12 protein-coding genes are annotated in these 13,165 nt (G+C 72.3%); 7 read left to right on the forward strand and 5 right to left on the reverse strand.

Annotated elements, in window-relative coordinates; translation table 11 throughout:
- Positions 1-104: 104 nt before the first annotated feature.
- The 4 genes from ACFV9T_RS14635 to fdhD form a co-directional block, all read right to left on the reverse strand.
- Positions 105-863 (reverse strand): SDR family NAD(P)-dependent oxidoreductase, encoded by a 759-nt coding sequence (locus ACFV9T_RS14635; protein WP_385439971.1) that lies wholly within the window; start codon positions 861-863, stop codon positions 105-107.
- Entirely contained in the window at positions 863-2,275 is a 1,413-nt protein-coding gene (locus ACFV9T_RS14640) for an MFS transporter (RefSeq protein ID WP_385439973.1), read from the reverse strand. The genes ACFV9T_RS14635 and ACFV9T_RS14640 overlap by 1 nt, the downstream gene beginning before the upstream one ends.
- 74 nt (positions 2,276-2,349) lie before the next feature.
- Positions 2,350-2,934, reverse strand: a complete 585-nt coding sequence (locus ACFV9T_RS14645) for a TetR/AcrR family transcriptional regulator (protein WP_385439975.1) — start codon at positions 2,932-2,934, stop codon at positions 2,350-2,352.
- Between the two features lie 86 nt (positions 2,935-3,020).
- The gene (gene fdhD, locus ACFV9T_RS14650; RefSeq protein ID WP_385439977.1) at positions 3,021-3,884 is read right to left on the reverse strand and encodes a formate dehydrogenase accessory sulfurtransferase FdhD; all 864 of its coding nucleotides are present in this window, start codon (positions 3,882-3,884) and stop codon (positions 3,021-3,023) included.
- A 168-nt stretch (positions 3,885-4,052) separates the two neighbouring features.
- Between fdhD and ACFV9T_RS14655 the strand changes: the two genes are divergently transcribed.
- Positions 4,053-4,730, forward strand: a complete 678-nt coding sequence (locus ACFV9T_RS14655; protein ID WP_385439979.1) for a GntR family transcriptional regulator — start codon at positions 4,053-4,055, stop codon at positions 4,728-4,730.
- Between the two features lie 4 nt (positions 4,731-4,734).
- On the opposite strand, the gene ACFV9T_RS14660 is transcribed toward ACFV9T_RS14655, so the two are convergent.
- Entirely contained in the window at positions 4,735-5,022 is a 288-nt protein-coding gene (locus ACFV9T_RS14660; RefSeq protein ID WP_385439980.1) for a ribosomal protein L7/L12, read from the reverse strand.
- A gap of 191 nt (positions 5,023-5,213) precedes the next feature.
- On the opposite strand from ACFV9T_RS14660, the gene ACFV9T_RS14665 reads away from it, so the two are divergent.
- The 6 genes from ACFV9T_RS14665 to ACFV9T_RS14690 all read left to right on the forward strand — a co-directional run bounded on the left by ACFV9T_RS14665 (position 5,214) and on the right by ACFV9T_RS14690 (position 13,127).
- On the forward strand, positions 5,214-6,395 hold the full coding sequence (locus ACFV9T_RS14665; RefSeq protein WP_385439982.1) for an ROK family protein: 1,182 nt from the start codon (positions 5,214-5,216) through the stop codon (positions 6,393-6,395).
- A gap of 830 nt (positions 6,396-7,225) precedes the next feature.
- Positions 7,226-8,773, forward strand: a complete 1,548-nt coding sequence (locus ACFV9T_RS14670; protein ID WP_385439984.1) for a sugar ABC transporter ATP-binding protein — start codon at positions 7,226-7,228, stop codon at positions 8,771-8,773.
- Positions 8,767-9,822, forward strand: a complete 1,056-nt coding sequence (locus tag ACFV9T_RS14675) for an ABC transporter permease (protein ID WP_385439987.1) — start codon at positions 8,767-8,769, stop codon at positions 9,820-9,822. The genes ACFV9T_RS14670 and ACFV9T_RS14675 overlap by 7 nt, the downstream gene beginning before the upstream one ends.
- Positions 9,819-10,883, forward strand: coding sequence for a substrate-binding domain-containing protein (locus ACFV9T_RS14680; RefSeq protein WP_385439989.1), 1,065 nt, complete (start codon positions 9,819-9,821; stop codon positions 10,881-10,883). Before ACFV9T_RS14675 ends, ACFV9T_RS14680 begins: the two co-directional genes overlap by 4 nt.
- Before the next feature lie 46 nt (positions 10,884-10,929).
- On the forward strand, positions 10,930-12,117 hold the full coding sequence (locus ACFV9T_RS14685) for a Gfo/Idh/MocA family protein (protein WP_385439990.1): 1,188 nt from the start codon (positions 10,930-10,932) through the stop codon (positions 12,115-12,117).
- Positions 12,118-12,125: 8 nt separating this feature from the next.
- Positions 12,126-13,127, forward strand: coding sequence for a sugar phosphate isomerase/epimerase family protein (locus tag ACFV9T_RS14690; protein ID WP_385439992.1), 1,002 nt, complete (start codon positions 12,126-12,128; stop codon positions 13,125-13,127).
- The last annotated feature ends 38 nt before the right edge of the window (positions 13,128-13,165 follow it).

The following is a 13,165-nucleotide window of genomic DNA, read 5'->3' on the forward strand; positions in this document are numbered from 1 at the left end:
CGGCCCGGGTGGGGGAGAGCCCGATGGGCCGGGTGGGGGAGAACCCCAGGTCACGGCGGAGCCCGGCCCTCCGCAAGAGGGCGGGCCGGGCCCCGGCCGGACCGTCAGGCCGCGGAGCCGCTGTCCACGACGAGGTCGGTGCCGACCACGGAACCCGCCGCCGGTGAGGCCAGGTAGAGCACCGCCGCCGCGATCTCCTCCGCCTCCGCGAGACGGCCCAGCGGGTTCGCCGTCTTCATCCGCTCGACACGGTCGGCCTCGGACTCGCCGGGCTGCAGCGACATGGGGCCATCGGAGGCGCCGGGGCTGACCGCGTTGATCCGCACTCCCTGATGGATGTGGTCGAGCGCGGCCGCCCGGGTCAGCGTGGCCACCGCCGCCTTCGACGTGCTGTACGCGCCGAGGCCCGGAACCCGCAGGTGGGCGCCGAGGTTGGACGAGACGTTGACGATGGCGCCGCCGCCGTTGTCCTTCATGTGCGCGATCTGATGCTTCATCGCCAGCCAGACACCGGTCACATTGGTGCGCAGCACCGCGTCCCAGTCCTCCTCGCTGACCTCGCCGACCGGCCCCTGGCCGCGCATGATCCCGGCGTTGTTGACGGCGATGTCCAGTGCGCCGAAGCGGGTGACGGTCTCGCTCACCAGATCCCGCAGCTGCCCCGAGTCGCCGACATCGGCCGTGACGGCGGCGGCCCGGCCCCCGGCGGTCTCGATGAGGCGGACCGTCTCGGCGAGGGTGGCTTCGGTGCGCCCCGCGGCCACGACCGACGCGCCTTCGGCGGCGAAGGCGAGCGCGATGGCGCGGCCGAGGCCGGAGCCCGCGCCGGTGACGAGGGCGGTCTTGCCGGTGAAGCGGCTCATTACATGACTCCTTGAGCGGTAGAGGTGGTACTGCTGTGCTGGATACGGAGGTTCAGGGCGGCGGCGACCGCGAGCGCGGCCCCCGTCGCGGCCAGGGAGGCGGAGTCGCTGCCGAAGGTGAGCACGATGGCGAAGACCACCGTCGGGCCCAGCTCCATCGCCGTGTTCAGCACTCCGCCCGCGAGTCCGGTCCGCTCGGGCGGCACACCGTCGGTGGCGAGGACGGCGGCCCCGGCGAAGGAGGCCGCGGTGCCCGCCGGTAGCAGCGTCAGCCCCGGCAGCAGCCCGGACGCGTACGGGGTGTGCGGGTCGAGCCCGGTGAGGGCCAGGAGGACCAGCCCTGCCGCGCCCGTGGCCAGTCCGGCGGCGGTGACCGGCCGGGGCCCGAGGCGGGCTATGAGCGGTCCCGCCACCCGGCCCGAGGCGACCAGGGCGACGGCGAACGGCAGGAAGGCGGCCGAGGTCCGCAGCGAGGACCAGTCACGGTCCTGCTGGAGGTGGAGCGAGAGCGTCACAAAGGTCATCGCGGTTGCGCAGGCGCTCAGCGCGATGGCCGTGAGGGCGAGGGCCCGCTGCCGGTCCAGCAGGAAGCGGGGCGGCAGCAGCGGATCGCGGGCCCGGCGCTCGGCGTACCAGAACGCGGTGAGCAGCGCGGCCCCGAGAAGCAGCGGCACCAGAACCCCGGCAGAGGACCACGACAGGGCGTCGGTGACGACGAGCCCGTAACTGGCGAGCGTGATCCCGGCCGTGGCCAGCAGCGCACCCCGCAGATCGAGGGTGCGGCCCTGACCCGGCGCGGTGTCCGGCAGCAGCCGGGGCGCGAGCGCCAGGGCGGCCGCCGCCACCGCGAACGGTACGGCGAAGCTCCAACGCCATGACAACAGCTCCGCTATGACGCCGGAGAGCAGATTGCCCGCCGTCGCGCCGAGCACCGAGAGCCCACCCCAGGACGCCATCGCCCTGCCGTAGGCCGAGGGGGAGGGGAAGACGGCGCGCAGCACGGCCATGGCGGCGGGTGCGATCAGCGCGGCCCCCGCGCCCTGGGCGAAACGCGCCGCGAGCAGCGTGCCGATCCCGGGGGCGAAGGGGGCAAGCGCTGAGGCGGCGGCGAAGAGTGTGAGCCCGGCGGTGAGGGCGCGCCGCCCGCCGTAGCGGTCGGCGAGCCGCCCACCGAAGAGCAGCAGCCCGGCGAAGGTCAGTCCGTAGGCGGCGCTCAGCAGGATCAGATCGGCTCGCTCCAGGCCGAAGGCGCGCCCGATCTCGGGCAGCGGCACGGCGATCGCGGCGAGCGTGAAGATCAGCGTGATCTGGACGGAGCCGAGCAGGGCGAACGCCGGGCGCTGGCGCGTGCCGGTGTCGGTACCGGTGGCGGTGTCGGTACCGGCACCGCACGCGGTATCCGTGGCGGTCATCTCGTTCCCCAATTTTTGACCGATCGATTCAATATGTGGGCATGAAAAAAGAGCGTCGAGGTGTCGCTCTTTCCTCAGTCCAGCAGTGTCAGTGCCTGTTCCGCCGCGTCCCGAACGCGCGCGGGGTCGTCCGACGCCTTGCCGACCACCCGCAGCCCCTGGAGCAGCACGAGCAGCATCCGTGACAGCGCCCGGGGGTCCCGGTCCTCGGGAAGCTCCCCCTGGGCCTGGGCCCGTATCAGCGCGGAGTAGAGCGGGGTCTCCAGATGGTCCCAGCTCACCTCCACCCGGCGGGCCATCACCGGGTCGTGCGGGGCCAGTTCGGCCGCGGTGTTGGTCACCAGGCAGCCCGACAGCCGCCGCTCCGGAGTGGTGGCCTCCTCGGCGAAGCGGCGCACCAGCGCCCGCACCGGGGGCAGCGCGGGGCCCGGCTGGGACAGCTCCATCACGAGGGACGGGTTCTGGTTCTCCGCGTAGCGGTCCATCGCCTTCAGATACAGCTCGCGCTTGTTCCCAAAGGTCGCGTAGATGCTGGCACGGCCGACGCCGAGATGATCGACGAGGTCCGCCATCGACGTCGCTTCATAGCCGCGCCGCCAGAACAGCTCAAGAGCCGACTGCAGCGCGGCCTCCGGATCGAACTCCTTCGTCCTGGCCATGGGAAAACCATAGCAGCTATCCAGAACGATCGGTCAAGTACACGTTCGGGTGACGGCCCAGCCCGGAAGCAGTGAGCCGGTCGCCGTCATCCCCCGCCGACCGCCGTCGGCAGCGCGAGCCGGTGCTCGCCCGCGTACACGTTCATCGACGTGCCGCGCAGGAACCCGACCAGCGTGAGCCCCGCCTCGTCCGCCAGGTCCACGGCCAGCGAGGACGGCGCCGAGACCGCCGCCAGCACCGGGATCCCCGCCATGACCGCTTTCTGTGCCAGCTCGAACGAGGCCCGGCCGGACACCAGCAGCACCGCCCCGGACAGCGGCAGTTGCCCCTGCTGGACCGCCCGCCCGACCAGCTTGTCCACCGCGTTGTGGCGGCCCACGTCCTCCCGTACGTCCAGCAGCTCGCCCTCCGGCGTGAACAGCGCCGCCGCGTGCAGCCCGCCGGTGCGGTCGAAGACGCGCTGGGCGGCGCGCAGCCGGTCGGGCAGGGCGGTCAGGGTCTCCGGGGTGATGCGGACCGGTGCGGCGTGCCGGTCGTCCGGCTCGTCCAGCCGCCAGCGCGCCGTGGTGCGGACGGCGTCCAGGCTGGCCTTGCCGCACAGACCGCACGACGAGGTCGTGTAGACGTTGCGTTCGAGGGTGATGTCGGGGACGGGCACGCCCGGGGCGAGCCGCACGTCCACCACGTTGTAGGTGTTGGAGCCGTCCTCGGTCGCGCCCGCGCAGTAGACGATGTTCGCCAGTTCGTCCGCGCTGCCGAGCACCCCTTCGCTCACCAGGAATCCGGCGGCCAGCGCGAAGTCGTCACCCGGTGTGCGCATGGTGATCGCCAGCGGTCGGCCGTTCAGCCGGATCTCCAGCGGCTCCTCGGCCACCAGGGTGTCCGGGCGGGTGCTGACCACCCCGTCCCGGACGCGGATGACGCGACGTCGCTCAGTGACCCGTCCCATGTCGATCAGTCCCGGTTCTGTGCGTGGTTCCGTATGTACTGGGAGGTCTCATTGTCCTGCACGGGGACCGTGAGACCGCAGCCGGTGTGGGTAAACTGTAGACAATAACCAATCCGGGGATTCTGGGAATTCCCGGAACCCGGCCGACGCCGACGCACAGGGGGACCGATGCTGTCCAAGGGACTTCCGCAGGGCGCGGTGCCGAGGCTGGAGCGGCCCGGGCCGCTGCGCGAGCGCGTCTACGAGGCCCTCCTCGAACTCATCACCACCCGCGCCCTCCGCCCCGGCCAGCACCTCGTCGAGAGTGAACTCGCGGGCCAGCTCGGCGTTTCCCGGCAGCCGGTGCGCGAGGCGCTGCAGCGGCTCAACACCGAGGGGTGGGTCGATCTGCGCCCGGCGCAGGGCGCGTTCGTCCACGAGCCCACGGAGGAGGAGGCCGATCAGCTGCTCACCGTCCGCACCCTGCTGGAGGCCGAGGCCGCGCGGCTGGCCGCCGTGGGTGCGGAGCCGGAGGGGATCGCGGCGCTGGAGGCCGTGTGCGCGACCGGTGAACGGGCCGTCCTGGACGACGACGTGGACGGCGCGGTGGCCGCGAACGCGGACTTCCACGCCACGGTGATGGCGCTCGCCGGGAACACGGTGCTGGCGGACCTGGCCGCCCAGGTGCACCGGCGGGTCCGCTGGTACTACACCCCGGTGGCCCGGCAGCGCGGCAAGCAGTCCTGGACCGAGCACCGCGAGCTGATCGCCGCCATCGCCGCGCGGGACGAAGGGCGCGCTACGGAGATCATGCGCGCGCATACGGAGCACACGCGCCACAGCTACCACGAGCGTCCTCGGGACTGACTCCTCAGCCGCGGGTGCCGTCCATGCGGTCGACCGCTTCCTTGGCGTCCTTGAGGTCGGCGCCCGTCACCTCGCGGTACACCTTGATGGCCTGGATCTTCTTGTTCTCGCGCAGCAGCGCGGTCACCCGCTCAAGACCCGGTTCCTCCTGGCGGATGCCCAGGTGGTCGAGGATCAGGTCCGCCTTGCGCTCCAGCCGGGCGTTCCGGCGCTCCATCCGCTTGATACGGGATTCCAGGCCGCTGTACAGCAGGACGACGGCCACGACGAGGATGAGGATCGCTATTTCCATGATCGGCATGGTAGTCGCACGGCATTGACGGGAAATCGACCCTGCCTCGGCCACAGTTTGTCCTTCCGCAGGAGAAAGTCGGCGTGGATTGCGGCGCAAGTTCTTCCCACCCCCGACAACCGCTGCTACGTTCCCCTCGAAAGCCCGACCATGTGCATGCCGATGACGGCGGGAGGGGCGGCGTGAGGCGCATGACGGCACGACCCGCGAACGCGCATCAGGCCCGGCTGCTCCGCCTGTTGCGCGACGGCGGCCCCAACTCCCGGGCTCAGCTGGGCGATCAGATCGACCTCTCACGGTCCAAACTCGCCGTCGAGATCGACCGGTTGCTGGAGACCGGACTGGTGGTCGCCGACGGACTCGCCGCCTCACGGGGCGGGCGTCGCTCGCACAACATCCGGCTCGCGCCCGCCCTGCGGCTGCTCGGCGTCGACATCGGCGCCACGTCCGTCGATGTGGCCGTGACCAACGCGGAACTGGAGATTCTCGGCCACCTCACCCAGCCCATGGATGTCCGCGAGGGCCCGGTCGCGGTGTTCGAACAGGTCCTGGCCTTGGCCGCCAAGCTCCGCGCCTCCGGCGTCGCGGAGGGCTTCGACGGCGCGGGCATCGGAGTGCCGGGCCCCGTCCGGTACCCCGAGGGCGTGCCGGTCGCGCCGCCGATCATGCCGGGCTGGGACGGCTTCCCCGTACGGGAGGCACTCAGCCAGGAACTGGGCTGCCCCGTCATGGTCGACAACGACGTGAACCTCATGGCCATGGGCGAGCAGCACGCCGGAGTCGCCCGCTCCGTCAAGGACTTCCTCTGCGTCAAGATCGGCACCGGTATCGGCTGCGGGATCGTGGTCGCCGGTGACGTCTACCGAGGTACGACCGGCAGCGCGGGCGACATCGGGCACATCCAGGCCGAGCCCGACGGCCGCCCCTGCGCCTGCGGCAACCACGGCTGCCTGGAGGCCTACTTCGGCGGCGCGGCCCTCGCCCGCGACGCCGAGGCGGCCGCCCGCGACGGCCGCTCCGCCGAACTCGCCGCGCGGCTGGACGCCGTGGGGCAGCTCGCCGCCACGGACGTCGCGGCGGCGGCCTCGGCCGGTGACGCCGCCGCCCTCGAACTCATCCGCGAGGGCGGCATGCGCACCGGCCAGGTCATCGCCGGTCTCGTCAGCTTCTTCAACCCGGGTCTGGTGGTGATCGGCGGCGGCGTCACCGGCCTCGGCCACACGCTCCTCGCCGCGATCCGCACCCAGGTCTACCGTCAGTCCCTTCCGCTCGCCACCGGCAACCTTCCCATCGTGCTGGGCGAACTGGGCCCGGCCGCGGGGGTCACCGGCGCGGCCCGTCTGATCAGCGACCACCTCTTCTCCCCGGCCTGACCCTTCCGCCGGGCGCCCCCGCCCGGCCCCGTCCCTACGGCCCGCCCCGCGGATCGGACCGTACCGAGGCACAGCGCGCAGCACGTGTGACACCCGCGGGTGTGGCTTTCCCCCACTCCGCCCCTTCCCGAACCGGGGCTCCGCCCCGGCCCCCGACTGGATCCGGGGCACCAGAAGTGGAGCCCCGGCCCCGAAACCCCCGCCCCGCCCCCGGACGTGGGCCCGGACCGGGACTCCGGACCCGGGACCCGGACCCGGACCTGGGCCCGACCGGACCCGGACCCGGACCTGGGCCTGGACCCGGCCCGGACCTGGACCCGGATCTGGGCCTTGGCCCCTGGGCCTGGGCCTGGGCCCGGACCTGGGCCTGGTCCCGGACCTGGACCTGGGCCCGACCGGACCTGGGCCTGGGCCCGGACCTGGGCCTGGGCCCGGAACTGGACCTGGGCCCGACCGGACCTGGGCCCGGACCCGGACCTGGCCCCTGGGCCCTGGACGCCGGACCGGGCCTGGACCTGGACCCCGGGCCTGGGCCTGGTTCGGTCCCTGAGGCCGAGCCCCGGACCGGGCACCATCCGGCGGGCCGGGACCGGCCGTCCGGCCGAGTCGGGCCGGGTCGCCGGGGGCGCTTGTCGTGGGGCTCACGGGCGCCTCGGCACATCCAGCCCCTCCGGCGTTTGAGGAGCGGGGGCCGGGGCTGAGCCCCGGGGTCGGGGAGGGGCGGGGTTGGGGAGAGACACCGCGCACCGCAACACCGCAGCACCGCGACAGCGATCCGCACCGCGACAGCGATCCGCATCGCCACAGCGACCCGCCCGAGGAGGCTCGCCATGGCACCACCCGATCCGCATCAGCCAGCCGCCGCCGCCACCCCACCCCTTCTCACCATGTCCGGCATCACCAAGTCGTTCCCCGGCGTGCGGGCCCTCGACGGCGTCGATCTCGACGTCCAGCCGGGCGAGGTGCATTGCCTGCTGGGGCAGAACGGCGCGGGCAAGTCCACGCTGATCAAGGTGCTGGCCGGGGCCCATCAGCCGGACGGCGGGGACATCGTCTGGCAGGGCGCGCCCGTGGCCCTGAAGTCGCCGGTCGCCGCCATGCGCCTCGGCATCGCCACCATCTACCAGGAACTCGACCTGGTGGAGGGCCTGTCCGTGGCCGAGAACATCTTCCTCGGCCACGAACCCGCCACCGCGGGCTTCGTACGGTCCGGGGCCGCCCGGGCCACCGCCGCCGAACTGCTGGCCCGCCTCGGGCACCCCGAGATCGACCCCCGCCGACTGGTGGGCGAACTCTCCGCCGCCGCACGGCAGATCGTGTCCATGGCCCGCGCCCTCTCGCACGACGTACGGCTGATCGTCATGGACGAGCCGTCCGCCGCGCTCGACCCCGACGAGGTGGACAACCTCTTCCGTATCGTCGGCGACCTCACGACCGGCGGCGTGGCGGTCGTCTACATCTCGCACCGGCTGGAGGAGATCCGCCGCATCGGCGACCGCGTCACCGTGCTGAAGGACGGCCGCGCCGCCGCCCGAGGGCTGCCCGCCCGTACGACGCCCACCCGCGACATCGTCGCGCTGATGACGGGCCGGGACGTCGAGTACGCGTTCCCGCGCCGCACCACCGAAACCCAAGCCGCGCACGAACCCGTACTGCGGCTCCAAGGGCTGGCCAGAGAAGGGGAGTTCGAGCCGGTCGACCTCGACCTGGCGCCCGGCGAGATCGTCGGGCTCGCCGGACTCGTCGGCTCCGGCCGGTCCGAGATCCTGGAGACCGTCTACGGCGCCCGCCGCCCCACCTCGGGCCGCGTCCTCGTCGACGGCCGCCCGCTGCGCCCCGGCAGCGTGACCGCCGCCGTGCGCGCCGGGCTCGGGCTCGCGCCCGAGGAGCGCAAGGCGCAGGCGCTGCTGATGCTGGAGTCCGTCACCCGCAACGTCTCCGTCTCCTCCCTCGCCCGCTTCTCCCGCGCCGGATGGCTCGACCGGGGCGCCGAACGGGACGCGGCCCGCCGCAGCGTCCGCGATCTGTCACTGCACCCGGACGACCCGGAACGCCCCGTACGCACGCTCTCCGGCGGCAACCAGCAGAAAGCGGTGCTCGCGCGCTGGCTGCTGCGCGGCTGCCGGGTCCTGCTGCTGGACGAGCCCACCCGAGGGGTGGACGTCGGCGCCCGCGCCGAGCTGTACGCGGTGATCCGCCGCCTCGCCGACGACGGCATGGCGGTGCTGCTGGTCTCCAGCGAACTGCCCGAAGTCCTCGGCCTCGCCGACCGGGTGCTGGTGCTCCGCGAGGGGCGGGTCGTCCACACCGCGCCCGCCGCCGAACTGGACGAGCACCGCGTCCTCGATCTCGTGATGGAAGGGAGTCCGTCGTGCTGAACTCACCCGGAGGCGCCGATACCGGGGCCGGTGCCGTCCCCGGCGCCGGGGCCACGCTCACCAAGACCGGAGGCCCCGGGCCCGGGCCCGAACCCGGCGCGCCATCGAAAGGCAGACGCCTCGCCGACCTCCGCAACCTCTCCCTCCTCGGCGTGCTCGCCGTCCTGGCCCTCGTGGGCGGCATCACCAAGCCCGACGAGTTCCTGAGCACCGACAACCTCCAACTCGTCCTCACCCAGGCGTCCGTCATCGGCGTGGTCACCGTCGGCGTCACCTTCGTCATCACCAGCGGCGGCATCGATCTGTCCGTCGGCGCGATGGTGGCGCTGGCCTCGGTGTGGGCCACCACGCTCGCCACCCAGGACTACGGGTTCGGCGGCATCCTGCTGTGCGCCGTGCTGGTGGGGCTCGGCTGCGGGCTGGTCAACGGTGTGCTCATCGCGTACGGCGGCATGGTGCCGTTCATCGCCACCCTCGCCATGCTGGCCTCGGCGCGCGGCCTGGCGCTCCAGATCAGCGACGGCAAGACACAGGTCGTCACCGTCAAGCCGGTGCTGGACCTCGGGCTCCGCGACTCCTACGTGCTGGGCATCCCGCCGCTGGTGATGATCTTCGCCGCGGTCACCGTCCTCGGCTGGCTGCTGCTGGGCCGTACGACCTTCGGGCGGCGCACCGTGGCCATCGGCGGCAACCCGGAGGCGGCCCGGCTCGCGGGCATCGACGTACGGCGGCAGCGGCTGATGCTGTACCTGCTGTCCGGGCTGTGCTGCGGGATCGCCGCGTTCATGCTGGTCATCCTCACCGGCTCCGGCCAGAACACCAACGGCAACCTGTACGAACTCGACGCCATCGCCGCCGCCATCATCGGCGGCACCCTGCTCAGCGGCGGGCGCGGCACCATCACCGGCTCCGTCCTCGGCGTCCTCGTCTTCACCACGATCACCAACCTCTTCGCCCTGAACAACCTCCAGAGCGATGTCCAGCAGATCGCCAAGGGCGCGATCATCGTCGCCGCCGTCCTGGTACAGAAGGGTCGTTCGACGCCATGAACAACACCCCGGGCACCACCCCGAGAATCCCCACCAGCCGCAGAAACCTCCTCCTCGGCACCGCCGCCGCGGGCGCGCTGTTCGCGGCGGGCTGCACCAGCAACGAGAACAACGAAAACAACGACGAGGGCAAGCAGCCCGCCGCGGCCGACGACAAGAAGCCCGGCAAGAAGGTCACCGTCGGCTTCGCCGGGCCGCAGGCCGACCACGGCTGGCTCAACGCCATCAACGAGCAGGCCAAACGGCGCGCCAAGGAGTACGAGGACGTCACCCTCGTGAACACCGAGGGCTCCAACGACACCGCCCAGCAGATCGGCCAGATCGAAACCCTCATCAACAAGAAGGTCGACGTCCTGGTCATCCTGCCCGCCGACGGCAAGGCGCTCACCCAGGTCGGGCTGAAGGCCATGGAGGCGGGCATCCCCGTCGTCAACCTCGACCGCGTCTTCGCCTCCCCGCAGGCCTACCGCTGCTGGATCGGCGGCGACAACTACGGCATGGGCCTCAACGCGGGCCGCTACATCGGCGAACAGCTCAAGGACAAGAAGAACGCCAAGGTGGTGGAGCTGGCCGGGCTCGACAACCTGGAGCTGACGCGCCAGCGCACGGCCGGGTTCGACGCCGCCCTCAAGAACTACCCGAACATCAAGAAGGTCGGCCGCCAGGCCGCCGAATTCACCGTCGAGTCCGGCCAGTCGAAGATGGCCCAGCTGCTCCAGGCCCACTCCGGCTTCGACGCCCTGTGGAACCACGACGACGACCAGGGCGTCGGCGCCGAACGCGCCATCCAGCAGGCCGGGCGTGACGACTTCCTGATGGTCGGCGGCGCGGGCGCCAAGCGCGCCATGGACGCCATCAAGGCCGACAACACCGTCCTCAAGGCCACCGTCCTGTACCCGCCGACGATGGCCGCCTCCGCCATCGACCTGGCCCGCGCACTCGGTCAGGGCAAGGGTGTCGGGGGCCTGGCCGAGCTGGAGATCCCGGCCTCCCTGACCCTCTACTCGGCCGTCGTGACGAAGGACAACGTGGACGAGTACCTGCCCACGGGATTCAGCTAGGCCCCGTCTCCACCAATCGCATCCGCCGCGATCTGAGAGGAGCCACATGGAAAGCCCCGCAGCACAACACCCTGACGCACACGGCCTCGGCATCGGCATGGTCGGCTACGCCTTCATGGGCGCCGCCCACTCCCAGGGCTGGCGCACCGCGGGCCGCGTCTTCGACCTCCCCCTGCGCCCCGCCATGGCCGCCATCTGCGGCCGCGACCCGGACGCCGTCCGCGCCGCCGCGGACAAACACGGCTGGGCGGCCGCCGAGACCGACTGGCGCGCGCTGATCGCCCGGGACGATGTGCAGCTGGTCGACGTCTGCACCCCCGGCGACAGCCACGCCGAGATCGCGATCGCCGCGCTGGAGGCCGGTAAGCACGTGCTGTGCGAGAAACCCCTCGCCAACTCGGTCGCCGAAGCGGAAGCCATGGCGGACGCCGCCCGCCGGGCCCGCGCCCGTGGGCAGCGGGCCATGGTGGGCTTCAACTACCGCCGCACGCCCGCGATCGCGCAGGCCCGCCGCATGGTGGCCGACGGCCGGATCGGCGTTCTGCGCCACGTACGGGTCACCTACCTACAGGACTGGATCGTGGATCCGGAATTCCCCCTGGTGTGGCGGCTGCGCCGGGAGCTGGCGGGCTCCGGCGCGCTCGGCGACCTCGGGGCGCACATCGTGGACCTCGCGCAGTACCTGGCGGGGGAGCGGCTGGTCGGCGTCTCGGCGCTCACCGAGACCTTCGTACGGGAACGTCCGCTGCCCGCCGGGGCGGGCGCGGCGGCCCGCGGCCCGGTCACCGTCGATGACGCGGCCCTGTTCACCGGACGGCTCGCCTCCGGCGCCCTGGCGTCCTTCGAGGCCAGCCGCTTCGCCGCCGGGCGCAAGAACTCGCTGCGCATCGAGCTGAACGGCGACCACGGCTCGCTCGCCTTCGACCTCGAACGGCTCAACGAGCTGTCCTTCCACGACCACACCGCGCCCGCCGCCGACTCCGGCTTCCGCCGCATCCTGGTCACCGAGCCCGACCACCCCTACCTGGAGGCCTGGTGGCCCCCGGGCCACGGCCTCGGCTACGACCACACGTTCGTCCACCAGGCGCGGGACATGGTGCTGGCCGTCGCCGCCGGTACGGACCCGGAGCCGTCGTTCGAGGACGGGCTGCAGGTGCAGCGGGTGCTGGCCGCGGTGGAGGAGAGCGCCGAGAAGAACTCCGTCTACACGCCCGTACCCGACCTCTCGCGATAGGAGGCCCCATGCCCAGACCCTTCACCCTCTTCACCGGCCAGTGGGCGGACCTGCCGCTGGAGGAGGTCTGCCGCTACGCCCGCGACTTCGGCTACGACGGCCTCGAACTCGCCTGCTGGGGCGACCACTTCGAGGTCCCCCGCGCCCTCACCGAACCCGGCTACCTCGACGGGCGCCGCCAGCTCCTCGACAAGTACGGCCTCCAGTGCTGGGCGATCTCCAACCACCTGGTGGGCCAGGCCGTCTGCGACCATCCCATCGACGAGCGCCACCAGGCCATCCTCCCCGCACGCATCTGGGGCGACGGCGACGCGGAGGGCGTACGCCAGCGGGCCGCCGCCGAAATGGCCGACACGGCCCGCGCCGCGGCCGCCTTCGGGGTCCGCACGGTCATCGGCTTCACCGGCTCGTCCATCTGGCACCTGGTCGCCATGTTCCCGCCGGTCGTGCCCGGCATGATCGAACGCGGCTACGAGGACTTCGCCACCCGCTGGAACCCCATCCTGGACGTCTTCGACGCCGAGGGCGTGCGGTTCGCCCACGAGGTCCATCCGAGCGAGATCGCGTACGACTACTGGACGACCCACCGCGCCCTCGAAGCCATCGGCCACCGCCCCGCCTTCGGCCTCAACTTCGACCCCAGCCACTTCGTCTGGCAGGACCTCGACCCCGTCGGCTTCCTGTGGGACTTCCGCGACCGGATCTACCACGTTGACTGCAAGGAGGCCCGCCGCCGCCTCGACGGCCGCAACGGCCGCCTGGGCTCCCACCTCCCTTGGGGCGACCCCCGCCGCGGCTGGGACTTCGTCTCGGCAGGCCATGGCGATGTGCCCTGGGAGGACGTCTTCCGCATGCTGCGCTCCATCGCGTACGAGGGCCCGATCTCGGTGGAGTGGGAAGACGCGGGCATGGACCGCCTGATGGGCGCCCCCGAGGCCCTGCGCCACCTGAAGTCCTACGACTTCAACCCCCCAACCACCTCCTTCGACGCCGCTTTCGCCACCGACTGAGCCTCCGGCGGGGCGTGGCGTTATTCCCTATCCCGCCC

The organism is Streptomyces sp. NPDC059850 (genome assembly GCF_042731515.1).
Taxonomy (GTDB): Bacteria; Actinomycetota; Actinomycetes; order Streptomycetales; family Streptomycetaceae; genus Streptomyces.